General features: G+C 69.3%; 19 protein-coding genes. 14 read left to right on the top strand and 5 right to left on the bottom strand.

Annotated features, from left to right (window positions below; genetic code table 11):
* The first annotated feature begins 118 nt into the window (after nucleotides 1-118).
* Together AC3A5R_RS18205 and AC3A5R_RS18210 are read left to right on the top strand one after the other, a co-directional pair.
* Nucleotides 119-604 carry a GtrA family protein gene (locus AC3A5R_RS18205; RefSeq protein WP_487622175.1) on the top strand — a complete coding sequence of 162 codons (486 nt, stop codon included), beginning with the start codon at nucleotides 119-121 and terminating at the stop codon, nucleotides 602-604.
* Nucleotides 601-1,515 (top strand): glycosyltransferase family 2 protein, encoded by a 915-nt coding sequence (locus AC3A5R_RS18210; protein ID WP_487622176.1) that lies wholly within the window; start codon nucleotides 601-603, stop codon nucleotides 1,513-1,515. Before AC3A5R_RS18205 ends, AC3A5R_RS18210 begins: the two co-directional genes overlap by 4 nt.
* Before the next feature lie 18 nt (nucleotides 1,516-1,533).
* Here AC3A5R_RS18210 and AC3A5R_RS18215 read toward each other — a convergent pair whose 3' ends face one another.
* Nucleotides 1,534-2,811 carry a hypothetical protein gene (locus AC3A5R_RS18215; protein WP_487622177.1) on the bottom strand — a complete coding sequence of 426 codons (1,278 nt, stop codon included), beginning with the start codon at nucleotides 2,809-2,811 and terminating at the stop codon, nucleotides 1,534-1,536.
* Nucleotides 2,812-3,023: 212 nt separating this feature from the next.
* On the opposite strand from AC3A5R_RS18215, the gene AC3A5R_RS18220 reads away from it, so the two are divergent.
* Entirely contained in the window at nucleotides 3,024-4,160 is a 1,137-nt protein-coding gene (locus AC3A5R_RS18220; RefSeq protein WP_487622178.1) for an acyltransferase family protein, read from the top strand.
* A gap of 6 nt (nucleotides 4,161-4,166) precedes the next feature.
* Here the strand turns inward: AC3A5R_RS18220 and AC3A5R_RS18225 are convergent, their stop codons facing one another.
* Complete coding sequence (locus AC3A5R_RS18225; RefSeq protein WP_487622179.1) at nucleotides 4,167-5,597, bottom strand: hypothetical protein; 1,431 nt, start codon at nucleotides 5,595-5,597, stop codon at nucleotides 4,167-4,169.
* Nucleotides 5,598-5,810: 213 nt separating this feature from the next.
* Here AC3A5R_RS18225 and AC3A5R_RS18230 point away from each other — a divergent pair, with 213 nt between their 5' ends.
* The 11 genes from AC3A5R_RS18230 to AC3A5R_RS18280 all read left to right on the top strand — a co-directional run bounded on the left by AC3A5R_RS18230 (nucleotide 5,811) and on the right by AC3A5R_RS18280 (nucleotide 16,665).
* The gene (locus tag AC3A5R_RS18230; RefSeq protein ID WP_487622180.1) at nucleotides 5,811-5,993 is read left to right on the top strand and encodes a Flp family type IVb pilin; all 183 of its coding nucleotides are present in this window, start codon (nucleotides 5,811-5,813) and stop codon (nucleotides 5,991-5,993) included.
* 123 nt (nucleotides 5,994-6,116) lie between these two features.
* Nucleotides 6,117-6,287 carry a Flp family type IVb pilin gene (locus AC3A5R_RS18235; RefSeq protein WP_487622181.1) on the top strand — a complete coding sequence of 57 codons (171 nt, stop codon included), beginning with the start codon at nucleotides 6,117-6,119 and terminating at the stop codon, nucleotides 6,285-6,287.
* A gap of 98 nt (nucleotides 6,288-6,385) precedes the next feature.
* A complete protein-coding gene (locus AC3A5R_RS18240; RefSeq protein WP_487622182.1) occupies nucleotides 6,386-6,766 on the top strand; it encodes a TadE/TadG family type IV pilus assembly protein in 381 nt (126 codons plus the stop codon).
* A 35-nt stretch (nucleotides 6,767-6,801) separates the two neighbouring features.
* Nucleotides 6,802-7,980 carry a pilus assembly protein TadG-related protein gene (locus AC3A5R_RS18245; protein WP_487622183.1) on the top strand — a complete coding sequence of 393 codons (1,179 nt, stop codon included), beginning with the start codon at nucleotides 6,802-6,804 and terminating at the stop codon, nucleotides 7,978-7,980.
* A gap of 49 nt (nucleotides 7,981-8,029) precedes the next feature.
* Nucleotides 8,030-8,827 carry a Flp pilus assembly protein CpaB gene (gene cpaB, locus AC3A5R_RS18250; protein ID WP_487622184.1) on the top strand — a complete coding sequence of 266 codons (798 nt, stop codon included), beginning with the start codon at nucleotides 8,030-8,032 and terminating at the stop codon, nucleotides 8,825-8,827.
* Nucleotides 8,824-9,999, top strand: a complete 1,176-nt coding sequence (locus tag AC3A5R_RS18255) for a CpaE/TadZ family protein (RefSeq protein ID WP_487622185.1) — start codon at nucleotides 8,824-8,826, stop codon at nucleotides 9,997-9,999. The genes cpaB and AC3A5R_RS18255 overlap by 4 nt, the downstream gene beginning before the upstream one ends.
* Entirely contained in the window at nucleotides 9,996-11,375 is a 1,380-nt protein-coding gene (locus AC3A5R_RS18260) for a TadA family conjugal transfer-associated ATPase (protein WP_487622186.1), read from the top strand. The genes AC3A5R_RS18255 and AC3A5R_RS18260 overlap by 4 nt, the downstream gene beginning before the upstream one ends.
* Entirely contained in the window at nucleotides 11,372-13,366 is a 1,995-nt protein-coding gene (locus AC3A5R_RS18265) for a type II secretion system F family protein (protein ID WP_487622187.1), read from the top strand. The genes AC3A5R_RS18260 and AC3A5R_RS18265 overlap by 4 nt, the downstream gene beginning before the upstream one ends.
* 1 nt (nucleotide 13,367) lies before the next feature.
* On the top strand, nucleotides 13,368-14,285 hold the full coding sequence (locus AC3A5R_RS18270; protein ID WP_487622188.1) for a type II secretion system F family protein: 918 nt from the start codon (nucleotides 13,368-13,370) through the stop codon (nucleotides 14,283-14,285).
* A 77-nt stretch (nucleotides 14,286-14,362) separates the two neighbouring features.
* Nucleotides 14,363-15,730 (top strand): hypothetical protein, encoded by a 1,368-nt coding sequence (locus AC3A5R_RS18275; protein WP_487622189.1) that lies wholly within the window; start codon nucleotides 14,363-14,365, stop codon nucleotides 15,728-15,730.
* Nucleotides 15,727-16,665 carry a glycosyltransferase family 87 protein gene (locus AC3A5R_RS18280; RefSeq protein WP_487622190.1) on the top strand — a complete coding sequence of 313 codons (939 nt, stop codon included), beginning with the start codon at nucleotides 15,727-15,729 and terminating at the stop codon, nucleotides 16,663-16,665. The genes AC3A5R_RS18275 and AC3A5R_RS18280 overlap by 4 nt, the downstream gene beginning before the upstream one ends.
* Nucleotides 16,666-16,962: 297 nt before the next feature.
* Here AC3A5R_RS18280 and AC3A5R_RS18285 read toward each other — a convergent pair whose 3' ends face one another.
* The 3 genes from AC3A5R_RS18285 to AC3A5R_RS18295 form a co-directional block, all read right to left on the bottom strand.
* Complete coding sequence (locus AC3A5R_RS18285) at nucleotides 16,963-18,783, bottom strand: DEAD/DEAH box helicase (RefSeq protein WP_487622218.1); 1,821 nt, start codon at nucleotides 18,781-18,783, stop codon at nucleotides 16,963-16,965.
* Between the two features lie 142 nt (nucleotides 18,784-18,925).
* Nucleotides 18,926-19,471 (bottom strand): NADPH-dependent FMN reductase, encoded by a 546-nt coding sequence (locus tag AC3A5R_RS18290; protein ID WP_487622191.1) that lies wholly within the window; start codon nucleotides 19,469-19,471, stop codon nucleotides 18,926-18,928.
* A gap of 148 nt (nucleotides 19,472-19,619) precedes the next feature.
* Nucleotides 19,620-23,477 (bottom strand): S8 family peptidase, encoded by a 3,858-nt coding sequence (locus tag AC3A5R_RS18295; RefSeq protein WP_487622192.1) that lies wholly within the window; start codon nucleotides 23,475-23,477, stop codon nucleotides 19,620-19,622.
* Between the last annotated feature and the right edge of the window lie 114 nt (nucleotides 23,478-23,591).

Below are 23,591 nucleotides of genomic sequence, written 5' to 3' on the forward strand. Positions count from 1 at the left end.
GTCGGTTGCGGGCGGATTGGCGCGTTTTGCCGTTCCGCGGACATGGGCTCGAACTCACGGCATGCTGGGCCGCGGCGGGTGCTCGGGAGGGGGATTCGCCGATCTCTGGGGAGGGCGCATGACGGCACAGGCAGACGGCGGCATCGATGTCGCCGGGGTGACCAACGCGTCCGCGGTTGGTGCCGTCGTGCACCGTTCGTGGGCGAGGTTCTCGTCGGACAAGCGCGTGCGATTCCTCTTCACGGGCGGGATCAACACGCTCTTCGGCTTCGCATGCTTCGCGGCCTTCCATGCAACCGTCGGCGTCCGATGGGGCTACATGTGGGCCCTGTTCCTGTCACACGTCACCACGGTGCTCTTCGCATTCTTCACCCACCGCAAGGTGACCTTCCAGGTCAGCGGTTCGATTATCCGCGATCTCTGGCGCTTCGAGTCCGTCTATCTCGTCGCAATCGGCGTCAACGCGCTCATGCTGCCGGCCCTTGTCGAGTGGGGGCACGCTCCTGTACTCGTCGCACAGGGTGTGGTCACGGTCGCCAATGCCGTCATCAGCTGGTTGGGGCACAGCCGGTTTTCCTTTCACCGCGCGGAGGTGAACCCGTGAGGGCCTCGAGGGTGCCCACGGTCTCGGTGGTCGTGCCGGCGTACAACAACGCAGCCTTCATCCGGGCGACTGTCAGGTCGATCCTGGCTCAGTCCTTCGGCGACTTCGAGCTGGTCATCAGTGACCATGGCAGCACCGATGGCACTTGGGAGTTGCTGCAGCCGTTCGCCGCCCTCGACGCGCGGGTCCGGCTGCTGCAGCTGCCGGCCTCCGGCAGGCCAGAGGACAACTGGCAGTACGTGACGGCCGCAGCCCGGGGCGAGTTCGTGAAGCTGGTGTGCGGCGATGACCTGCTCGCACCGGACTGCCTCGAGGCCCAGGTCGCGGCCATGAGGTCGAACAGCAGCGCCGTGCTGGTGGCCTCGCGTCGTGACATCGTCACGGCGTCCGGTGACGTCGTGCTCCGGTCCTGGGGGCTCCCCGGCCTCGTGGGCAACCTCACGGGTGTCGATGCGGTGCGCAAGGGCGTGGCGTCCGGCACCAACCCATTCGGCGAGCCGGCGTGCGTGCTGATGCGACGCGAGGACTTGGCGGCCGTCGGCGGCTGGGACGGCACGTTCTCGTACGCCATCGACCATCACACGTACTCGAAGGTCCTGCTCCGCGGCGACTTCGTGGGTCTCGCGGCACCGCTGGCCTCATTCAGGCTCAGCGACAGCCAGTGGAGCATGGCACTGGCCTCGAACCAGTACCGGCAGATCGTGGGTTTCCACGACGCCATCGCCCACGCCTATCGGGGACTGCTCTCACCGGCGGTTCGCGCGCAGGGCCGCGCTCGGGCGCGGGCCTTGACGTACGCCCGACGCGTCGCGTACATCTCGCTGTCGCGTCGGCTCCGCACGGCTGGCATCTCGACGGCGGCGCCCGCGGTGCTCCCCGTCGTGCCCGGCGTACCCGCGACGATCGACTGACGCGGGCTCACCCGGGGCTCAGGGCACCTGGACCAACTCCGGCGAGACGACCACGCAGTACCGGACGTACCACCACTGCAGAGCGATCCCTCCGAGGGCGCATAGAGCCACCATCGCGACGTACGGCATCCGGCGTCGCTGTTCCCTGGATGCGTGTACGAGCGGCCAGAACGCCGGCAGGGCGAGGAGGAAGTACCTGACGTTGCTCCAATTCCAGTCGGTCACCGCCAGCAGGAAGAGCGCGTACACCGCAGCCCAGATGGCGAGCAGCAGTTCGTCCTGCTGCAGCGTCAGGATCCACACGAGGAAGACGGCCCAGAGGATCGCCAGGGCAACGGCGGTCCACCGACCTCCCGGGACTCCCTCGTTGCGTTCGAGGAAGCGGACGACGGGGATGACGTCCAGCTCTGGGTTCCAGGCCCGCTGGGTCTCGCGGTATGCGTCGGGGACCCCGGTGACCACCCCGGCCACTATGAACCACGCGAATGAAGCGATGCCGGCCCACACGCCCAGGATCGCGAGCCAGACGCGATCCCGGACGTGGCCCCAGTCCCTGCGCCAGAGAACGAGCGCGTAGAGGATGAGAGCCCCCGCCAGCGGCGCGGCTACGCCGCGGGTCAGCGACAGCAGCAAGATCAGTGGGAGGGCCAGCGTGTACCGGCGAACTACGACGGCGTAGAGCGTCGAGACCAGGAGCAGCAGCGCGAGGCCCTCGGCATAGGCCATGAGGAAGACGGGGCTGGTGATGAATGCACTTATGAGAAGGACGGCGATGGTGCCGCCAGCAAGACCGTGACGCCGGGCGACCAGCCGGCAGAGCAGCACCATGGCGCCGGCTCCGGCCGCCATCGACGTTGCCACGGCGGCAACGGGGAACCCGAGGCCGGTCACCGTCATGACGGTTCGGACGATCAAGGGATATGCCGGGAAGAATGCCCAGGCGTTGAGGGTGACCGCGCCGCTCGCGTCTCGAGGCAGCTCAGTGGGGTACCCCTGGGTCGCGATGTCCCAGTACCACTGACCGTCCCAGTTGGTGGCGAGGGTCAGGAAGCCGGCGGGTGCGGGGGCTTGGGCCGCCACGTGGTAGCGAGCGCCGATGGCGAGGAAGTCGTCGATGGGCATCTGGTGCTGGCTCGCCACGATCATGCAGGCGACGTTCAGCAGGCGCATCACGACGAAGACGCCAAGAGGCCAGAGCCACCACCCGCGGGGCAGCCGTTCAGCGGTCCTGATCCAGGGGGCGTCGCCCCGCGAGGTCGTGGAGCTGGTTGAGGTCTTGCCGATCGCGGCATCCATGGGCGCCCCCTAGCGATCCCGGCTGGCAGTGCGCCGCGACTCTACCGCGCACCCGCGTGTCGACATGGGTCATTGGTCGCGAGTCGCGATCCCGATCAGCGTCGAGCGAGAGCGGAGGCCCGCCCACCCGCTTGATCACCATAAATACGACTTTACGGACATCGGCATCGCGGCCTCCGCCGCCGCCCTACGCTCGGCGCAGGAGGATGCTCATGGGGGAGCGTGTCGGTCATCTGCGTTCGCTGACCAGCCTGCGGTTCTTCGCCGCTGCACTGGTCGTCATGCACCACATCTCCGTGTTCGCCCCCGGTCTGGGGGTCATCGGGCTGTTGACGCCCTCCGGTTATGTCGGGGTGACGTTCTTCTTCGTGCTGAGCGGCTTCGTCCTCACCTACTCCTGGAACGCCGGCGACCGGGCGCCGCGGTTCTACCGGCGACGGTTCGCCCGCGTCTACCCGGTCCACCTTCTGTTTCTCGTGGCCGGTATGGTGCCGGCCTTGGGCAACCCCTATTGGTCCGCCCTGCCGGCGAATCTCACACTTCTTCAGGCTTGGTCGCCGAACGAGATGGTGTCCCGGTCGTTCTCCGGGGTGTCGTGGTCGCTCTCCTGCGAGCTCCTCTTCTACGCGACCTTCCCGGTGCTCATCGGCCTTCTCGCGCGTGTGCGACATCGACTCCGGCTCGGCGCGGTCCTGTTCGGGCTCGCGCTCGTCGTCGGGTCGGTGATGCAGGCGCGCCAGGCGAGTGTCGGGTTGTGGCTGTTCCACCTGCCGGTGTTCAGGCTGGTCGAGTTCGTGGGTGGCTGTCTCGTCGCCTCTGCCCTGGTCAACGGCTGGGTTCCCCGGTTCCGCGTCAGGTGGGCCATCGCCGCGGTCGTCGTGTCGTACCTGATGGTGCTCGGGATCCCCGCATACATCGGGTACCACCTCGAGGACCGCTGGTTCCTGTCGCTCCTCATGGCGCCCAGCTTCCTCATGCTTATCGCGGCCTGCGCACGGGTCGACATCGTGGGCGCACCGTCGCCGCTGCATCATCGAGGGATGGTCGCGCTGGGACAGTGGTCCTTCTGCATCTACATGTCACACCCGGTCGTTCTGGCCTTGACGCGCCCTCTCCTTGGCTCGCCCGGCCTCCTTGGCAGCCTGCTTGGGACCACCCTGGTGGTGCTTGCCGTCGTTGGCGTCTCGTACCTTCTCTACGCGATGTACGAGCGTCCCCTGGAGCGACTGCTTCGAGGGTCCGGCGTCCGTCTTTCCGACTCTGAAGAGGCCCCGGCACAGGTCACCCGACGAGCAGGCCGCCAGCTCGGGTCGGCCCCGCTGGCTTCGACCGAGGGGATGGATGCCTGAGCGCTATCAGCGCGTGAAGAGCTGGAGTCCGCCCCATGACCCGCTGGGTGTGAAGCCCGCCCCGATCGCCATTGCGCTCTGGACCGAGGTCTTCGGCGCAATGACCACCTCTGCTGCCTCGAGGGCACGTGCTGACCCGGAGGTGTCACCCCGCTGGAATGCCAGGTACGCAGACTGGTCGTGCATCTCGAATGCGTCCAGCGGGTTGCTGACCCACACCTTCGCCCCCGACGCCGCGAGTTGCTCAGAGACCGGCTCCGGAGCGAGGACGACTCGGCCGGATGCCGCTTGGGCTGCAGCGACGACGTCGGCGTCGTAAGCGCGCAAAGAAGGGTTGCGCAACGCCAGGATGCCCGTGACCGCCAGGACTCCGACCAGGGCGACCGCGCCGGCGCGCAGAGCGATTCGCTCCCTCGGGCTGGAGCCGAAGAGGTTGTCCTCTGCGACTTCCCCGGCGGGGGCCTCAGTGGGCTGCGACACCATCGCAGCGCCAGAGGCCAGGAGTAGCAGCCAGACGCCGTTTCGCGAGGCGCTGACGGTGCCGACCGCTAGCCCTGCGAAGGCTATGTACTCCCAGAGTGGAAGTCGACGGCGCGCCGCCATCACGACGAGGATGAGTGCGGCCGCGACCATCATCAGGTCGAACGGGTTGCCGAGGTCGGGCCGCCCCCACATGCCTGACGCGTCAGAGGTCGCCTCGCCGCCGAGGACACCCAAGTAGTAGGCCGGCGCACGCCATAGCCCAGGGTTGGCGCAAGCGGCGATCAGCGTGGCGATCCCGAGGCAGACGGCGCGGACTGGATCTCGCCGAAGCCTGGAGAAGAGGATGTAGCAGCCAGTCACCGCGACGCCGATGAGGACTGCGCCGTGGAGGTTTCCCCACAGCGCGAGCAGCGGCACCACGAACCAGACTCTGCGAGATGGGCGCTCGTGGTCAGACCGCAGTAGAAGCAGAAGCAGCGCGAAGGGCGCGAGTGACAGAAGCTGGACGCGTGCGACGAGGAGTGCTGTGGCCGCGCCGACGACGAGGACGGCGATGACGAAGATCGTGCGCGCCGGCCGGGCGCCGCGGCGAAGGGCATCCAAAGCGACGAGGCTCACTGTCGTTGCGACCGAGATCGCTTGCGCTGCAAGTAATCCAACGGTTCCACAGGTGCCAACTAGCGAGAATGCGAGCTGACCGAGAACGGTCGTGTTCACCCACTCCGTCGTCGGAGCGCTGGCGAAGGGCACGCCGATGGGGACTGCCTCGGCCGTCCGGATGTGGTTGCCGAGCGCAACCGGCCAGAAAGCGTCCGAGCCCGTCTTAGCCAACGTGGAGACGAGGATGGCCAGCACCGACACGGTGGCCCAGATCGCGACTTGGCCGGCGGGCTTGGGTGCGTCGCGTCGTCCCGCCACCGATGCATCACGTGTCCGAGACGCCTGCCACGACATGCCTGCTCCGTCCGTCGCTCCGCGTCCCCAACGACTAGGAGAGGCGCGTGGTAATCCACGTTCAAACCCTGCCATCCGGCGCGTCCGGTTGACACCTCTTTGTGCGGGTGATGGCAACTTCAAGCATTTTCAGGACACGGCGTCGGCGCCCACCTACTCTCTGTTCAGCGGGGGGCACATCGGGTGGCCCTGCACCATCGGGAGGAAAGAACAATGACGAAGCTTGCTGCCAAGCTCCAGACGGGTCTCAGCCGCGCCATGGACCGCGAGAAGGGCGCGACCGCCGTTGAGTACGGCCTCATGGTCGCCCTCATCGCCGTCGTGATCATCGCCGCCGTCACCCTTCTCGGGAACAAGCTGTCGACGACCTTCAACAACGTCGCGACGCAGATCTGATGCAGCGCCGGGCGCCGTCCGCAACGGCCGGCGCCCGGACTCAGCTCGTCGTCGGGGGACGAGCTGCCACACGACCAGCACCACGTCTGGCAGACACCCACACGTTCGAGGAGCGCATCCCAAATGACCAAGCTTGTTTCGAAGTTCCAGGCCCGTCTCGACGGCGAGCGCGGAGCCACGGCCGTCGAGTACGGCCTCATGGTTGCCCTGATCGCCGTCGTCATCATCGCGGCGGTGACGCTGCTGGGCAACAACCTGTCGACGACGTTCAACAACGTCGCCAGCCAGATCTGAGTTAGACGTCCACGCCGGGGGGCCGTGGACCACAGGCGCGGGATTCAGCGCGGGGAGGGCGGTCTGGCATGGCCAGAAGTGAACGTGGCGCGTCAGCGGTGGAGTTCGCGATCGTCCTCCCCCTGCTGTTTCTCGTCCTCGGCGGCATCGTCGACTTCGGGCGCTACTTCTTCGTTCAGATCCAGGTGACGAACGCAAGCCGCGAAGGCGTCCGGGCGGCGGTGATGTACCCCAGCCCGGCCGCGACCGACATGGCAGCGATAACCGCTAGGGCCATGGCGGCGGCAGGAGCCGCCTCCGGAATCGCTGTCCAAAGTGTCTCCACCTGCGCATCGGGCACACCCGGCACGGCGGCGGTCACCGTGACAGCCCCCTTCAACTGGATCATCTTGGGGCCGGCCGTCCGAATGGTCGGTGGTACTTGGACAAAGCTCAACGGTCCGGTTGCGGCGACAGGAGTCATGCAATGCGGGGGCTGAGGCAATCGTGCCGACGTCGCCATGACGCTGGGGCAGTGGCTGTGATCGTCAGCGTGTTGGTGGCCACGGGCGTGCTCATCGGTTCGCTGGCCATCAGCGTCGACATCGGCTCGATTATGTCCGAACGACGACAGTTGCAGAATGGCGCTGATGCGTCGTCTATGGCACTGGCCCAGCTGTGTGCGGCGAACAACGCCTCGTGCAGCGACGCGAACGCCCCAACGGCAGTCAAGCCGCTCGCCAACGCGAACGCCAAGGACAACTTGACCGCGATCTCGAGCGTCTGCGCAGCCAACGTCACGGGCATCGCGACCCCATGCGAGACGCCCGACGCCGCCAACCTCACGAAGTGCACGCCGAAGCCAGGTTGGATGGCGGCGAACCTGCCGTACGTCGAGGTCAAGACCATGACCGAGTCGTCAAGCGGCTCGACAGTCCTGACGCCGTTCGCGCGAGCCTTGACGAACAGTGCAGGGAGCACGGTGTACTCGTGTGCCCGCGCCGCCTGGGGAATTCCGGGCTCCTACGCAGCCTCTGTGCCGATCGTCATCTCCGAGTGCGAGTGGAAGGCAGAGACGTCGAGCGGTGCGGTCTACCAAACAGGCCCAGGTTCGCCGGCCCCCGGGTATGGAACCTCAGCGGGCCAGACGCCGTGGCCGCTTACGTCTGCGGAGCGGACCCTCATGCTCAAGTCGACCGGGGCCGCGAACTGCGCCATCAACGGCAAGGACACAGCGGGTGGCTTTGGCTATGTCATCGACAGCAGCAGCGGCAACTGCGAGGCGCAGGTCAGCACGGACAACTGGGCACCGATCGACACCGGAAGCTCCGCGCCATCGGGCTGCGACTCGATCATTGCCGGACTGCGCGGCACCGTCATCAACCTACCCATCTTCGACTGCCTCGTGAAGCAGAATGTCCAGCCCACAGGCGGCATCAGCGGATACTCCGACTGCACCGGCTCGGCCGCCGGCGGCGCGAAGTCCTGGTACCACATCCAGGGCTGGGCCAAGTTCTACCTGTCCGGCTACAAGATCGGCGGCTCACAGGAGAAGCCGAGCTACCTGACCGGATCGGTCCCATGCACGGGCGGCGACCGCTGTCTTTCCGGCTGGTTCGTCTCCGGCACCCTGTCTCTCAAGCCCGGCAGCACGGTGGTGCCACCGACCGGCAACAACAACTTCGGCGCGTACCAGGTCATCCCTGCGGGTTGACCGCCACACCAACGTCTTTCGAACAACAGCTAGTCGGGGGGAGCCCTTCATGAACCGTCGCATTCTCGTCATCCTCGTGGCCGTCGTCCTGGCGGTGGGTGGCGGCGCGCTCGTCGTCATGTATGCGCAGAACGCCGATGCCCGCGCCATCGCCGAGCAGACGCCGGCCCCCGTGTGGGTCGCACAGAAGCTGATCCCCGCGGGCACGACCCTCAAGGACGCGCAACGCACCGGTCTCATCGCCCAGACGAGCGTGCCGGCCAAGGCTGTGCCGGTCGGTGCGCTCCAGGAGATCAACGCCGACAACAACGCACTGCTCGCCGTGAGCGACGTCCAGGCCGGCGAGTACCTGCTCGCGGCGCGGTTCGGCACCCAGCCCGCCGGCACCAAGGCCATCGAGGTGCCGAGCGGCATGCTCGCGGTGTCGGTGTCGCTGTCCGACCCCGCGCGCGTCGGCAAGTTCGTCACGCCAGGCTCGCACATTGCGCTGTACCAGAGCTACCAGATCAAGGATCTCGCCAACACGCCCGAGGCCAAGATCCTCAACGAGAACTCGGTCCAAGGCACCAGCCTTCTGCTGCCCGACGTTCTGGTCATCGGGATGGGCGACTCCCCCTTGACGGGCGCCGCGGCACAGCCGGCCCAGGACGGGCAGTCTCCGACGGGGCAGGGTGCCAGCGGCAACTTCCTTGTGACCGTGGCGATCAAGCCCACTGACGCCCCGGTGCTCATCCACGGCATCAACAACCGAAAGCTCTACGCTGCACTTCGAGGCTCCGATGTCCAGATCGACCCGAAGCAGGAGGTCACTGACCTCCAGTTGAGAGATGCGGTGACTTCGCAATGACGATCCTGTGGGACTTCGACCCCCAAGCCGTCGACACGTACCGGTTCGCCCTCGGCGGCGACGCGGTCCTCATCACCTCGGGCCCACGCGTCAGTCGCGCCCTCGAGGAGGACCGCAACCACTCGCTCGTCGTCATCGGGCCTGACATCGACCTCGACCTGGCCTGCGAGCTCGCCGAGCGCGAGCGCATCGACCGGCCCGAGCTCGGGGTCATCCTGCTCAGGCACCGCCTTGACGTGACGGCGCTTGCGCAGGCCCTGCGCAGCGGCGTCCGCGAGGTCGTGCAGGCCGACGACCAGACGGCGCTCGCCGAGGCCGTTCGGCGGTCCATGTCGCTCACGCAGCAGCTCTCCGGTCACGGCACTCAGGTCGGTGGCCGCGACGGCAAGGTCATCACGGTCTTCTCGGCCAAGGGCGGCGTCGGCAAGACGACGATGTCGACCAACCTCGCTACCTACCTTGCCTCCACGGGAGCCAAGACGCTGCTCGTCGACCTCGACCTCATGTTCGGCGATGTCGCGATCAGCCTGCAGCTCCAGCCGCGCGGTTCGGTACGCGACGTCGTCGCGATGAGCGGGCACCTCGACGAGGCCGGCGTCCAGTCGGTCGTCACGACACACCCCGAGAGCAGCCTCGACGTCATCGCCGCGCCGGCTGACCCAGCCGATGCGGACCGCGTGCCCTCGCACGTCATCATCGAGCTGCTCCGGGTTGCCCGTGGCCTCTACGACTACGTCCTCGTCGACACCCCGCCGTCGTTCACGGAGCACGTGCTCGCGTCCTTCGACGTCAGCGACCTCACGGTCCTCATCGCGACGCTCGACATCCCCGCGGTGAAGAACCTCCGCATCGCCATCAACACCCTCGACACGCTCGGCGCCTCCAAGGAGTCCCGCACGATCGTGCTCAACCGCTCCGACGCCAAGGTCGGCCTCAAGCCGGACGACGTCGAAGCGGCCCTCAAGACCCCGATCTCGGCCAACGTGCCCAACAGCCTCACGGTCCCGGCGTCGGTCAACCGCGGCGTCGCGCTCGTCATCGACGAGCCGCGCAACCCCGTGTCGATGGCCATCCGTGACCTCGCCGACAACGAGATCCGACGCCGCTTCGGCGAGGAAATGACGAATGGCGCGAAGCGGGGCAGCTTCAGCATCCTGAGGAGCAAGCGATGAGCAACCTTGCAGACCGTCTCGACCGGGCCCGTGCAGCGCAGGTCATCGACCACTCGGCGAACGGCTACGGCGGGGTGGAAGCTCCCGTAAAGCGCCGCAACACCGACCCGTTCGCGGTGGTCAAGGAACGCGTGCACGCCGCACTTGTCGACTCTCTCGGCCCGCGCCTCTACGACCCGCACCTGGCCGAGAGCGAGCTCGCCGCCCAGGTGCGCCAGACACTCCAGGACGTCATCGACTCCGAGCAGACGCCGCTGTCGCACTCCGACCGGACGCGCATCGCCCAGGACGTCAGCGACGACATCCTCGGCCACGGCCCCCTCGAGCCGTACCTCCGCGACGCGGAGGTCAGCGAGATCATGGTCAACGGCCCGGAGGACATCTACATCGAGCGCGACGGCAAGCTCTTCCCCGTCGAGGCCCGCTTCTCCGACGAGGCGCACCTGCGGCGCACCATCGACAAGATCGTCGGACGCGTCGGCCGCCGCGTCGACGAGTCGAGCCCGATGGTCGACGCTCGCCTTCCCGACGGCTCGCGTGTCAACGCCGTGGTGCCGCCGATCGCCCTTGACGGGTCCATGCTGACGATCCGAAAGTTCGCCGCCGACCCGTTCAACGACCGCGACCTCATCTCCTTCGGCACCTTCACGCCGATGGTGCGCGACTTCCTCGAGGCCTGCGTCCGTGGTCGGCGCAACATCATCATCAGCGGTGGTACCGGCTCCGGAAAGACGACGACGCTCAACGTCATCAGCTCCTTCCTGCCGCACGACGAACGCATCGTCACCATCGAGGACGCCGCCGAGCTCCAGCTTCAGCAGGACCACGTGCTGCGCCTCGAGGCGCGCCCCGCCAACATCGAGGGCCGGGGACAGATCTCGATCCGCGAGCTCGTCAAGAACTGTCTGCGCATGCGCCCCGACCGCATCATCGTCGGCGAGATCCGTGACGGCGCTGCGCTCGACATGCTCCAGGCCATGAACACAGGCCATGACGGCTCGATCACCACCGTGCACGCCAACAGCCCGCGCGACAGCCTCGCCCGTCTCGAGACGATGGTCCTCATGGCCGGCGTCGAGCTGCCGGTGCGTGCCATCCGTGAGCAGGTGTCGGGCGCCGTGGACCTCATCGTGCAGCAGTCGCGCCTCAAGGACGGCTCGCGCAAGATCACCGCGATCTCCGAGGTCGTCGGCATGGAGTCGGACGTCATCACGCTGCAGGACATCTTCACCTTCAACTACAGCGCCGGGCGCGACGAGAACGGGCGCTTCCTGGGCACCCTCGTGCCCACCGGCATCCGTCCGAAGTTCGCGCAGGACCTCGCCGACGTCGGCGTCGAGCTGCCCGTCTCGCTCTTCGCCCGGACCGGACTGTGAGCAGCTTTCGTCGTCGTCTCGCGCTCGTCCTGACCGCGGCGGCGGCTGGGCTGCTCGCACTGCCTTCCACGGCTCGCGCGGACGACCCCGTCACCGTCGGGCTCAGCAGCGTCTCGGGCACTAGCCAGGGCGACGCATCCACGCTGACGGGCGTGCTGACCATCCGGAGCAAGTCCGACGTCCAGGTCGACCCATCGAGCCTCAAGGTGACCATCGACGGGGTGGACTACCCCGTGACCGTCAAGCAGGCGCCGAAGCGCGACCGGCGGGCAATCATCCTCATCGACACGAGCGGCTCGATGGGCGTCGCCGGCATGCTCACCGTACGCAAGGCCGTGGCCGCCTACATCAAGACCGTTCCGTCGGACGTCAAGGTCGGCGTCGGCTCCTTCGCCGACACCGCGGGCATCGACCTGTCTCCGACGCTCGACCGGACCGCAGCCCAACGGGTGGCCAACGGGCTCGCCTCGCGGGGGTCCACGAGCCTCTACGAGGGTGTGCAGGACGCCGTCGCCGGGCTCGGCGCGAGCGGTGACCGCAGCATCATGCTGCTCAGCGACGGTGCAGACACCATGGCCAAGGACCCGGCCAAGGCCCTGGCCACCACAGTCGCCAAGCTCAGAGCGGCCGACATCCGCGTCGACGTCGTGCGCTTCAACACGAACGACCCCAAGGCGAGTGCGGCCCTTCAGCAACTGGCTTCTGCCAGTGGGGGTTCCGTGGTCGCCGCCGACAATTCGGCAGCCGTCACCTCGGCCTTCCAGACCGCTGCGCAGGCGCTGAACAAGCAGGTGCAGGTGACCATCACGGTTCCCAAGGGGCTCGACGGCCTGCACAACTACACGATCAGCGGTACGGCCGGGAACCTGACCTTCAACTTCGCGAAGCAGGCCTCGTTCGCCTCCCCGGCCGCGACGCCGGCCAAGCCGACCCCGGTCCCCGCCGGCACCGGTGCGCCGGCGGCGGCAGGGGGAGCAACCGACGCTGCACTTGCGCCTGTGACAAACAGCAACCGTACCCCGCTCATCGCCGCGGGGCTGCTGGGGCTCGCGCTGCTCACCGGCATCGGCGCCGCGCTGACGCCGACGTTCCAGACGAAGCGTGAGCAGCGTGTTGCCGCGATTGAGACTTACGTGACCGGCGCGGACGTTGCGCTCTCGCGCCAGGAGATGAAGGCAGCGCAGAGCACGATCACGGCGCAGCTGCTCGACATCGGCGACCGCGTCATGAAGGACCGTAAGTCGACGAGCAAGACGATGGCACTCATCGAGAAGGCAGACCTTCCGTTCCGGGCGGGAGAGTGGCTGATCCTGCGAATCGTCGCCGTCATCGTCGGAGCCGCCGTCGGCTTCGTCCTCGCCGGCGACGCCAAGATCGTCGGTCTCGTCCTGGGTTCGGTATTCGGCCTCATCGGCATGCCGGCGTTCCTGCGGATCGCCGCCAGCCGACGCGCTGCCAAGTTCGAAGCCCAGCTGCCCGGCATTCTGCTCCTCGTGTCGACAAGCCTCCGAAGCGGTTTCGGTCTGCCGCAGGCGCTCGAGGCCGTAGCCCGCGACGCCGCCGAGCCGAGCGGCAAGGAGTTCAGCCGCGCGCTGGCCGAGACCCGCATCGGCACCGACCTGTCCGACGCGCTCGAGCGCGTCGGCCACCGCCTCGACAGCAGCGCCATGCACTGGACGGTCATGGCGATCCGCATCCAGCGCGAGGTCGGCGGCAACCTCGCCGACACACTGCGCACCACGGCCAACACGCTCCGCGAGCGGGAGGCGCTGCACCGGCAGGTCAAGACGCTGTCGGCCGAGGGACGCCTGTCGGCCTACATCCTCATCGCGCTGCCGATCTTCCTCTTCTTCTACATGCTCCGCGTCAACTACGACTACGTCAGCCTGCTGTGGACGACGACCATCGGCCTCTTCATGAGCATCGGCGGCCTCGTCGCCCTCGGCGTCGGTGTCGTGTGGATGCGCAACGTCGTCAAGATCGAGGTCTGAGATGAACGTGAACCCGGTCTACATCTCGGCGGCGCTCGTCGCCATCGGCCTCATGGTGGCCGTCCTGTCGATGTCCTTCGGCACGAGTGAGCCCCGCGGTGTCGCAAAGTCGCTCATGCTCATCGAGGACAGCGTCACCAGCCGGTCCGTCGTCACCGCCGACCTCGGGGCGAAGGACCGACTGGTCACGCCGGTGTTCGACCGCACCAAGGCGCTGGCGATGGCCCTGTCGCCCAAGGGAACCGACGACCGGTTCACGCTGATGCTCGACCGCGCGGGCAATCCGTCGCCCTGGACCGTGGAGCGAATCATGGGCGCCAAGGGCGTCTGCCTGCTGCTCGGCGTCGTGCTCGGCGTCGTGTACGGCGACTTCCAGCTGAGCAGCGTCCTCTACGGGCTGGTCCTCGGTGGACTCTTCTTCTTCCTGCCCGACCTGCTGCTCTACAACGCGGGCATGCGCCGCCAGGAGCAGACGAGCAAGAGCCTCGCCGACGCCCTCGACATGCTCACCGTCTGTGTCGAGGCGGGTCAGGGCTTCGACGCGGCGCTGCTGCAGGTCGCCCGCAACGTCGACGGCCCCATCTCCGGCGAGTTCGCCCGTGTCATCTCCGAGATCCAGATCGGCAAGTCGCGCGGCGAGGCCTTCTCGGCGATGGGTGACCGCGTCACGCTCCCCGAGGTCAAGAACTTCGTCACGGCGCTCGTCCAGGCGGACCGGCTCGGCCTGCCGATCGCCGCCGTGCTGCGTGAGCAGACCGCGAACATGCGCCTCGTGCGCAAGCAGAAGGCCGAGGAGAAGGCCCAGAAGGTCACCATCAAGATCCTGTTCCCGCTGATGACCTGCATCCTGCCGGCCCTCTTCATCGTCATCATCGGCCCCGGCGCCATCAACATGGCCAAGGCCTTCGGCGGCGGCTGACCGGAACCGTGGTCGCTCTTCCCGAGGTCCGGCCGCTCGAGCGGAACGCCGAGGCTGGTGCGCGTCGGGTCTCGCCCGTGGCGCGCGTCGGTTGGCTCCTGCCAGGTGCCGTGCTGGCTCTTTTTGCCGTCAAGGCGTTGGGTCCGGTACGTGACCCGGACACGTTCTGGCACCTGCGCGCCGGAGAACACCTCCTGAGCACAGGTCAGTTCGTCCTCGACGATCCGTTCGGCGCCGGTGCCGGGCGGCCGTGGATCCTCAACCAGTGGTTGCCCGAGGTGCTGCTGCACGGCGCCGACGCCGCGTTCGGGCTTCCCGGTGTGGCTTGGCTGCTGTGCCTCGGGACCGTCCTCGTCGGCGCCTGCCTCTGGGCCTCCTGCCGACGGTCGGCCTCGCCCCTCGTGACGGCGCTGGTCCTCGCGGTAGCGTTCGTGGCCGTAGGCGGAAGCCTCTCCCCGCGCCCGCAGCTGGTGACATTCGGCCTCGCCGCGCTGACGGTCGACGCCTGGTGGCGCACCCTGGCCGATGGTCGAGCGCGCTGGTGGCTCGTGCCGGTCACGTGGCTGTGGGCCTGTTCACACGGGATGTGGTTCGTCGGCCCGGGCATCGGCGGGCTCGCGGTCGTCGGCGGCCTGCTCGACAGTCGCTGGCGTCCGCGACAGGCCCTGCAATTGGGACTCGTCCCGCTGCTGTCGGTGGCGGTCGCAGGACTGACGCCGGTCGGCCCACGCCTGTTCACCTCGCCGTTCCAGGTGGCTGACGTGACGCCGCTCGTCAGCGAGTGGCAGGCCACCTCGCTGGGGGATCCTGGCCTCTGGGCCGCGCTCGCACTTCTCGTACCCGTCATCATCGCGGCTGTCCGAGGGCGTGAGCTGCGCTGGACAACAGTGCTGTTCGCGGCCACCGCCGTGTACCTCGCGTTCGCCCACGCGCGCACCGTGGCCCTGGCCGCGGTGATCCTGGCGCCTCTCGCGGCTGCAGCTCTGCAGTCACTCCTGCCGATCCCGCGCGAGTCCGCGGGACGCAGGGAGCGGGTCGCCACCGTGCTCCTGCCGACCGTGGCCCTCGCCCTCGTCGCGCTACTAGCCCCGTCTGTCGCGTCGCGGCCCGCCCTCGGAGCGCCGGCGCTCGACGGCCCGCTGTCGACGCTTCCGTCGGGGACCGTAATGTGCAGCGACGAGGCCGTCGGCGGGTGGCTCGAGTGGGCGCATCCGGGGCTGCGCCCGACCATGGACACCCGTGTCGAGATCCGCACCGCCGACCGCATCGCGTCCTATCACCGGTTCATCACCGGGGCTGACGGCTGGCCGGCCTATCCGACCGAGTTACACTGTGGTGCAGCGCTGCTCGCTGACGACTCGTCCGTCCTCGGACTGATGGTCGACGCCGGCTGGACCCGGACTGCCGGAGGCGACGGATACGTCCTCCTGGGGGCGCCGCGATGACGCGCCCCGGCGGTGAGCGGGCCGACGTCGACGACGCCGACGACGCGTCGACGCTGCCGACCGCGCAGGTAGGGGCGGCAACGACGGGCGCGTCCGAACGGCCTGGGGGCCGGCGCGAGGAGCTCGGGCGCGTCGTCCGTCTGGCGCTGTGGGTCAGCCTGCCCGCGGCGCTCTGGGTGCTCGCACTGAGCCGGCTCGACACCTACGGCACCGACTCCGCACACGCCTACTGGGTGGTCTGGCAGGTGTCGCCGTACGGCGTCCCGCCCGGCACCCCGGACGCCTTCAACTACTCGCCGGCCTTCGCGCAGCTGATCAGGCCACTGGCGCTCCTGCCGTGGTCCGCCTTTCTCGTGGTCTGGTCGGGGCTGCTCACCGCCGCACTGGTCTGGCTGCTCTGGCCGCTGCCGACCCGGTGGCGCTGGCTCACGCTGCTCTACGTCGTGCCGCCGGCACTCGTCATCGGCAACATCGAGGCCTTTCTCGCCGTCGCGTGCGTCCTCGGCGTGCAGCGTCGGGGGGCCTGGGCATGGGCGTTCCCGTTGCTGACCAAGGTCACGCCGGGGCTGGGCCCCGTGTGGTTCGTCGCCCGGCGCGAGTGGCGCGCCCTCGCCCTGTGCCTTGGTGCAACCGCCGCGGTCGTCCTCATCTCGTACCTCGCGGCGCCAGAGCTCTGGACGCGCTGGGTCGAGTTCCTCAGCGGCGCGCCGACGCCCCCGACCCAGGCCTACTACCCGCCGCTGGTCGTGCGCCTGCCCGTCGCCGTCGTGCTGGCCGCGTGGGCGGCACGACGCTCCAGGCCGGCGTGGCTCGCGGTGGCGATGGTGGTGGCCATGCCGCTCTGGTCCAGCGGCGTCCTCATCCTCCTGACAGCCGTACCACGAATCAGGCGCACAACCGCTGAGGATGCGGCGATGGCGCCGGTCAGGCGCTGAGGGCGTCGGTGACCGTGAACTCGCCGGTGGAGGAGACGTCCTGGGTGAGGTCGAGGCCGGTCGACCCGACGACGTCGGCCTTGACGTGGCCGGGCACCTTGGTGAGGTCGGCGGTGGCGTCGGACGCGCCGGTCCAGCCGTAGCCGACGAGGGCGACCGGCTTGGCGTGCGACTCGGCGAAGAGGTAGTCGACGGCGTTCTGGATCGGGGCGCAGTTCCGCGGTCAGGTTGTGGGCCGAAGTCGTCCTTTGTTCGCGATTCGAGCAAATGCCAACAGGTGCGCTGTGCCGCGACGGTTCAGGCGCGGTTGCCCTTGGTGCGGGGCTTCTTCTGGAAGCCTCCGTGACGTGGACCGTCGTCGCGAGTCAGCTCGATGAGCTGGCCCGAGATGCGGGTCGAGCGCAGCTTCTCCCACGTGCCGGGCGGAAGCGTCGCCGGCAGCTCGACGATCGAGTGGTCCGCGCGGATGTCGATGTGGCCGAAGTCCTGTCGTCCCAGGCCGCCCTCGTTCGCGAGAGCACCGACGATCTGTCGAGGCTCCACCTTCTGTCGGCGTCCCACCGAGATGCGGTAGCCGACCAGTGGCCCGGACGACGGGCCGCGCCGCCCGCGCCCGTCACGGTCACCACGAGCGCCGCCCCCGCCATCGCGGCGGTCGCCACGCCCGCGCGAGTCGCGGTCGTCCCGACGTTCACGAGGGCCGCGGTCGTCGAACGTCCTTGCAGGACGGACGGGTTCGGGCTCGAGCAGCATCGGCTCGTCGCCCTGCAGCACGACCGCCAAGGCGGCGGCGACATCGACTTCCGGCACGTCGTACTCGTTGACGTAGTGACTGATCACGTCGCGGAAGGCGTCGATCCTGCTGGTCGCGGACAGGGCCTGGGTGATCGCGTCGTCGAAGCGGGTCAGGCGGCTGGCGTTGATGTCCTCGACGCTCGGCATCGTCATCGGCACGAGGGACTGCCGGGTCGCCTTCTCGATCGCCTTGAGCAGATGGCGCTCTCGCGGCGTGACGAACGAGATCGCATCGCCACTGCGACCGGCGCGTCCCGTGCGACCGATCCGGTGGACGTAGGACTCCGTGTCGGTCGGGATGTCGTAGTTGACGACGTGGCTGATCCGCTCGACGTCGAGCCCGCGGGCCGCGACGTCGGTCGCGACGAGGATGTCGAGCTTGCCCGACTTCAGCTGGTCGACGGTGCGCTCACGCTGGTTCTGGGCGATGTCGCCGTTGATGGCCATCGAGGAGAACCCCCGCGCACGGAGCTTCTCCGCCAGCGTCTCGGTCTCGTTCTTGGTGCGGACGAAGACGATCATCCCCTCGAAGTTCTCGACCTCGAGGATGCGGGTCAGGGCATCGACCTTCTGCGGGTAGGACACCGTGAGGTAGCGCTGCGTGATGTTGGGCGCCGTCGACGTCTTGGACTTGACGGTGATCTCGACCGGGTCGTGGAGGTACTTCTTCGAGATGCGCCGGATCTGCGAGGGCATCGTGGCGGAGAAGAGTGCGACGTGCTTGTCGTCCGGGGTGTCGGCCAGGATCGTCTCGACGTCGTCGGCGAAGCCCATCTTGAGCATCTCGTCGGCTTCGTCGAGCACGAGGAAGCGCAGCTCACTGAGGTCGAGCGTCCCCTTCTCGAGGTGGTCCATGATGCGGCCGGGCGTGCCGACGACGATGTGCACGCCCCGGCGCAGCGCGCTCAGCTGCACGCCGTAGGCCTGCCCGCCGTAGACCGGCAGCACGTGTACGCCCTTGAGGTGGGCCGCATACCGTTCGAACGCCTCGCACACCTGCAGCGCCAGCTCACGCGTCGGCGCGAGGACGAGCGCCTGCGGCGACTTCTGCTTCAGGTCGAGCCGGCTGAGGATCGGAAGGGCGAACGCCGCCGTCTTGCCGGTGCCGGTCTGCGCCAACCCGACGACGTGGCGGCCCTCGAGCAGGGCCGGGATCGTCGCGGCCTGGATCGGCGAGGGGTGCTCGTAGCCCACGTCGCGCAGCGCCTTGAGCACCTTGTCGTCCAGCCCGAGGTCCGCGAAGCTCGTCTCCGCCTCGACGGCCGCACCCGCCGTCCGACCGGTCTCCGAAGAAGGGCCATCGGCTTCGGGCTCTGGGGTCATGGTCTCTGGGCTGTGCTGGCTCACCCCCTGACGGTAGTGCGTCGACAGGGGTGCGCGACACAGGTCGCCCAGCCGCAGCCCCAGCGACCGCCCCGCGGCGCGACAGGCCACGTGGGCATACGCCACCGGGGACTGCGTGGGGTCAGGCGTTGGCGCCGACGGGCTCGTCGACCTTGGCGGCGAGCGCCTCGAGCAGGGCGGTCAGCTCGGCGCGGCGCTCGTCGGTCACGGAGAACTCGCCGGCGGGGGAGACGTCCTGGGTGAAGACGAGCCCGGTCGAGCCGACGACGTCGGCCTTGACGTGGCCGAGGACCTTCGTGAGGTCGGCCGTGGCGTCGGACGCGCCGGTCCAGCCGTAGCCGACGAGGGCGACGGGCTTGCCGTGCCACTCGGCGAAGAGGTAGTCGACCGCGTTCTTGATCGGGGCGGGGAAGCTGCGGTTGTACTGCGGCGTCACGACGACGACCGCGTCGGCCTCGAAGACCTGCTTGGCCCACGCCTTGGTGTGGGGCTTGGCGTAGTTGCCGTTCTTCGGCATGTCCTCCTCGTCGAAGAACGGGAGGGTCGAGAGGTCGACGAGCTCGACCTGCCACTCGTCCGCGGGCGCCTGGGCGGCGACCCACTCGGCCACGACGGGGCCGATGCGGCCGGGACGGGTGCTGGACACGACGACACGAAGCTGCTTCACGCTTCAACGAATACCATGCAACCGGACCTCAGTCCGAATCGAGACCACGCCTGAGACGGTGGCGAGGACCCTCCAAGCCCGGCCACAACGGAACCGCCCGACCCCGTGCAGGGTCGGGCGGTTCCGTGCGACACCGGTGCGACATGCGTCAGCGCACGATGTACGCCGCCTGCGTCACCTGGGTGACCGTCGCGCCGTTCGCGTCGGTCACCGTGACCCGCAGCGCCACGGTCTTGCCCGAGGCGCCGGTGTGGTCGACGACCGCGCCCCACGCGTCACCGGTGTGCCGCACCGACGCGTCGGTCCACGTCGTGCCGCCGTCGTAGGACGTCGCAGCCTCGACCGACGCGATGGCCCCCGGTGTGTAGCCGGCGTGCCCGGTGACGCGCACCGGCAGCACCTGTCCACCGGCAGCCGGCAGCGTCTTCAGCCCGTCCTCGGGCAGCGTGACCCGCGGGAAGAGCAGCGGCAGGCCACGCGAGTAGACGTCGGGCTCGAGGTGCGAGCGGAAGCCCCACGTCGTCGTCACCTGCATCGAGCGCCGCCAGGCCGGCGCCGACGACGGGAACTTCGACTGGCGCAGCGTCAGCTCGTACAGCGAGTCGCCCGCCGGCACCTCGAAGACGCCGGACGGCCAGGCGCTCGTGCCGATGACCTCGCCGTCGCGGCGCATCTCCAGCGAGCCGCCGTCGCCGAAGCTGCCCGGCTGGGCCACGTGGCCCCAGTCGTCGCCGTACAGCTGCGGGGCGAAGCCCATGAGGTCGCCCTGCCGCTCGGCCGTCAGCTGCTCGACGCCGTCCTCGTCCTGGATCGCGGTCGGGCCGACGACGCCGCCGTGCCAGGCCTCGGTGCGGACGCTGCCGGCCGCGTACCCGTGCCAGGTGCCGAGCATGGCCTCGCCGAACGGCAGGCTCGACAGCACGACCTGCTGGAACTGCGAGCCGTCGTCGGTGTAGAGCTCGGTGCGCTTGCCCGGGACGGGCACGCTGCTGAAGCTCGAGACGCCGAAGCCGAACCCGCTCGGGCGCCGGACGCCGACGAGGTCGACGAACGCGGTGTCGACGCCCATGGCCGTGTACGTCGCGTCGGTGCGCCCGAGGCTCTTGTCGTGCACGACGTACGTCTTGTCGCTCGTGAACGGCGTCGACTCGGTGAAGCCGAGCGTGTAGACGTACGGGCTGCGGGCCGTGGCCTGCCAGGCCAGGGTGAGCGTGTTGCCCGGCGCCGACGCCAGAGTGGCACGAAGCGCGTCACCCTCGGCCATCGGGAGGCTGTAGGCCGCGACCGCAACGGCGGGGAAGCCCAGAGCCGGAGCCCACCGTCCGGTGGCCGGGCGGTAGAGCAGCAGGCCCTTGGCGCCGGACGCCTTGACGGCGTTGACCATCGCGGACGTGAGGTTGGCCGTCGGCGACGCGAGCCGCACGAGCGCCACCTTGCCGCCGACCTTCTCGGCGGTCAGGTCGGACGCCGTGCCGGCGCCGGCGTCGACGAGCGGCGCAGTGCCGGTGCCGTCGAGGCCCGCTGCGGTGACCTCGGGGGCGGTCGGGTGCAGCGTCGTGGCGCCCGCGGTCATGGAGGTAACCGCGGGGGCGTAGCGACGCTGGTTGGTGCCGAACTCCCACGTGCCGTTCTTCGGCTTGCCCTGCACGTCGGCGTAGAGGGCCGTGACGGTGGACCCGGCCAGCATCGAGCCGGCGTGCATCCACAGGTCGTCCCACTGGCGGGTGAACGAGAGCACCGAGGCGCGGGCCACGCTCGGCCGGTCGGTCTTGACCGACACGAGGTGTGCCTTGCGGGCGTCGAAGTCGATCGTCGTGTCGCGGGTGATCTCGATCTCGGGGCGCGCGAAGTACGCCATCGAGTCGAGGGTCGGCGCGGCGGTGTCACCGTCCGGGGACTGGACGAACGCGGAGAGCAGGTACGTGCCCGGGCGCACCGCGTACGTCTGCTCGGCCTCACCGTCGTTGTACCGGCGCTCGCCGCGGGGCGAGTCGGTGTTGACGACGTCGACGCTCGAGGCGCCCGCGGCCGCGTGACCGAGGCGGTCGGTGAGACGCAGCTTGAGCGTCACCGTCTCGGGCTGGACGTAGAGAGCGAAGGGCGTCGACACGGTGCGGCCGTCGGCCGTCGTGGCGAGGACGCGTCCGGTGACGTCGCCGTACTGCGCCGCGGCCAGCGTGACCGACGGGTCGACCGCCAGCGGGACCGACGCAGTGCCGTTGGCAGGGACGGTCAGCGTCGACGCGTTGAGCTTCGCCGGCGCCGTCTTCAGCGCGCTGCCGTCGTCACCGGTGAGGCCGGCGACCTTGAGCGACAGCGTGATCGGGGCGTCGCCGAGGTTCGTGAACGGGATGCCGACTGTGGTGCGCTGGGCTGCCGTGTGCGGCCAGTCGAAGCTGCCGGCCTGGACCGGGTTGCTCGTGACGGTCGCCTTCGTCGCGGCGAACACGTCGAGGCGTCCGGCGCCGACCTCGCGCACGTCGCCCGGCACGGCCGACTGCGCCGTCGACACGAGGGCGGCCTTGAGCTGGGCGCCGTTCCACGACGGATGCGCCTGCTTGACGACGGCCGCGGCGCCCGCGACGTGCGGGGTGGCCATCGACGTGCCTGACATCGCCACGTACGCGTCGTCGCCGCGACCACCCGAGCGGGCGGCCAGGACGGCGACACCCGGGGCCGCGATCTCGGGCTTGAGCGTGTGCGTGAACGCGGCCGGACCGCGGCTCGAGAACCACGCCGCCTTGTCCGCGCTGTCGACGGCGCCGACCGACAGGACCGCGGGCGCGCACGCCGGGGCCGAGACCGTGTTGGTGCCCGGGCCGGTGTTGCCCGCCGCGATGACGAACAGGCTCGTGCTCGACGTCGACAGGTCCTGGGCGGCGGCGGAGAGCGGGTCGGTGCAGTCGCCCACGGGGCCGGTGCTGCCGAGGCTCATCGACACGACGTCGGCGTGCTGGCCCACGGCCCACTCCATGCCGGCGATGATCCCGGAGTAGGAGCCCGAACCGTAGTCGTCGAGGACCTTGCCGATGAGCAGGTCGGTGCCGGGCGCGACGCCCTTCTGCCGGCCGCCGCTCGCCGCGCCGGAGCCGCCGACGGTCGACGCGGTGTGCGTGCCGTGGCCGTCGGGGTCCGACAGCGCGCCGCCGGGCGAGCCGGTGAAGTCCTGCGAGGCCTTGACGCGTCCGGCCAGGTCGGCGTGCCCGCCGTCGACGCCGGTGTCGAGGACCGCGACCGTCGTTCCGGTGCCGGTGAACCCGGCCGCCCAGGCCTGCGGCGCGTTGACCTGCTTCGTCGACTCCTCGAGGCTCTTGCTCACCTTGCGGTCGAGCCACACCTTGTCGACGCGGGAGCCGGCCGGGGAGGAGCGGCTCGACGCGTCGGCCCAGAAGTCCTTGGCCTTGGACTTGTCCGCGGCCATCGCGACCGCGCGGATCGAGTGAAGGGTGCGTCCCTTCGCGGCGCCGCGCGGGGTGGCCGGCGCGCTGCGCGCGACGTCGACGGCGCCGGTGTAGCTGACGATGACGGGCAGGCTGCGCGTCGACGCGTCGTCGTAGCCCTGCGCCACGAGGCCCGTCACGTTGAAGAGCTCGTCGTCGACGCGTCCGGCGGCGAGGGCCGCGGCAGCGCTCTCCGGGTACACGTAGAGGTCACGCCCGACGCGTCGGGTCTCGACCGTCGGGACGCTGCCGTCCGCGTTGGGCAGCACCGTGGCAGAGGGGGATTCGGTGCCGGCGCCGGAGACGACGACGCGGTCGCCCGTGACGAGCGTGACGGTCTTCGGCGTCCGGGCCGTGGTGCTCTGGGCGGTGGGGCCGGGGGACGCCGGGTTGGTGGAGCTGTTGCCGGTGTTGCCGGCCGACCACGCGGCCGAGCCGACGATCGGCCGGCCGCGGTCGCCCGCGGTGCTGGAACCCTGGCCGAGGGCCTGGGTCGGGGCCGCAGCCGTTGCGGCGAGTACCGCCGCGGTGGCTGCTCCCAGGGTGGTACGCCAGTTGGGGCGCATGAGTCCTCCGAAGGGGGTGGGTGCGCGGGCCCGCCTGATCGGGCCCGCGCGGCTCGGGGTGCCGGACGGGGGAGAGTCCGGCGTGGCCGGACGGGGGAACGTCCGGCGTGCGCC

It is taken from the genome of Intrasporangium sp. Soil_C_50 (assembly GCF_057656595.1).

Coding starts and splice junctions, on each gene's coding strand:
- AC3A5R_RS18205 (WP_487622175.1), top strand. CDS start 119: ATGACGGCACAGGCAGACGGCGGCATCGATGTCGCCGGGGTGACCAAC.
- AC3A5R_RS18280 (WP_487622190.1), top strand. CDS start 15,727: ATGACGCGCCCCGGCGGTGAGCGGGCCGACGTCGACGACGCCGACGAC.
- AC3A5R_RS18295 (WP_487622192.1), bottom strand. CDS start 23,477: ATGCGCCCCAACTGGCGTACCACCCTGGGAGCAGCCACCGCGGCGGTA.
- AC3A5R_RS18235 (WP_487622181.1), top strand. CDS start 6,117: ATGACCAAGCTTGTTTCGAAGTTCCAGGCCCGTCTCGACGGCGAGCGC.
- AC3A5R_RS18215 (WP_487622177.1), bottom strand. CDS start 2,811: ATGGATGCCGCGATCGGCAAGACCTCAACCAGCTCCACGACCTCGCGG.
- AC3A5R_RS18225 (WP_487622179.1), bottom strand. CDS start 5,597: ATGTCGTGGCAGGCGTCTCGGACACGTGATGCATCGGTGGCGGGACGA.
- cpaB (WP_487622184.1), top strand. CDS start 8,030: ATGAACCGTCGCATTCTCGTCATCCTCGTGGCCGTCGTCCTGGCGGTG.
- AC3A5R_RS18270 (WP_487622188.1), top strand. CDS start 13,368: ATGAACGTGAACCCGGTCTACATCTCGGCGGCGCTCGTCGCCATCGGC.
- AC3A5R_RS18230 (WP_487622180.1), top strand. CDS start 5,811: ATGACGAAGCTTGCTGCCAAGCTCCAGACGGGTCTCAGCCGCGCCATG.
- AC3A5R_RS18260 (WP_487622186.1), top strand. CDS start 9,996: ATGAGCAACCTTGCAGACCGTCTCGACCGGGCCCGTGCAGCGCAGGTC.
- AC3A5R_RS18255 (WP_487622185.1), top strand. CDS start 8,824: ATGACGATCCTGTGGGACTTCGACCCCCAAGCCGTCGACACGTACCGG.
- AC3A5R_RS18285 (WP_487622218.1), bottom strand. CDS start 18,783: ATGACCCCAGAGCCCGAAGCCGATGGCCCTTCTTCGGAGACCGGTCGG.
- AC3A5R_RS18220 (WP_487622178.1), top strand. CDS start 3,024: ATGGGGGAGCGTGTCGGTCATCTGCGTTCGCTGACCAGCCTGCGGTTC.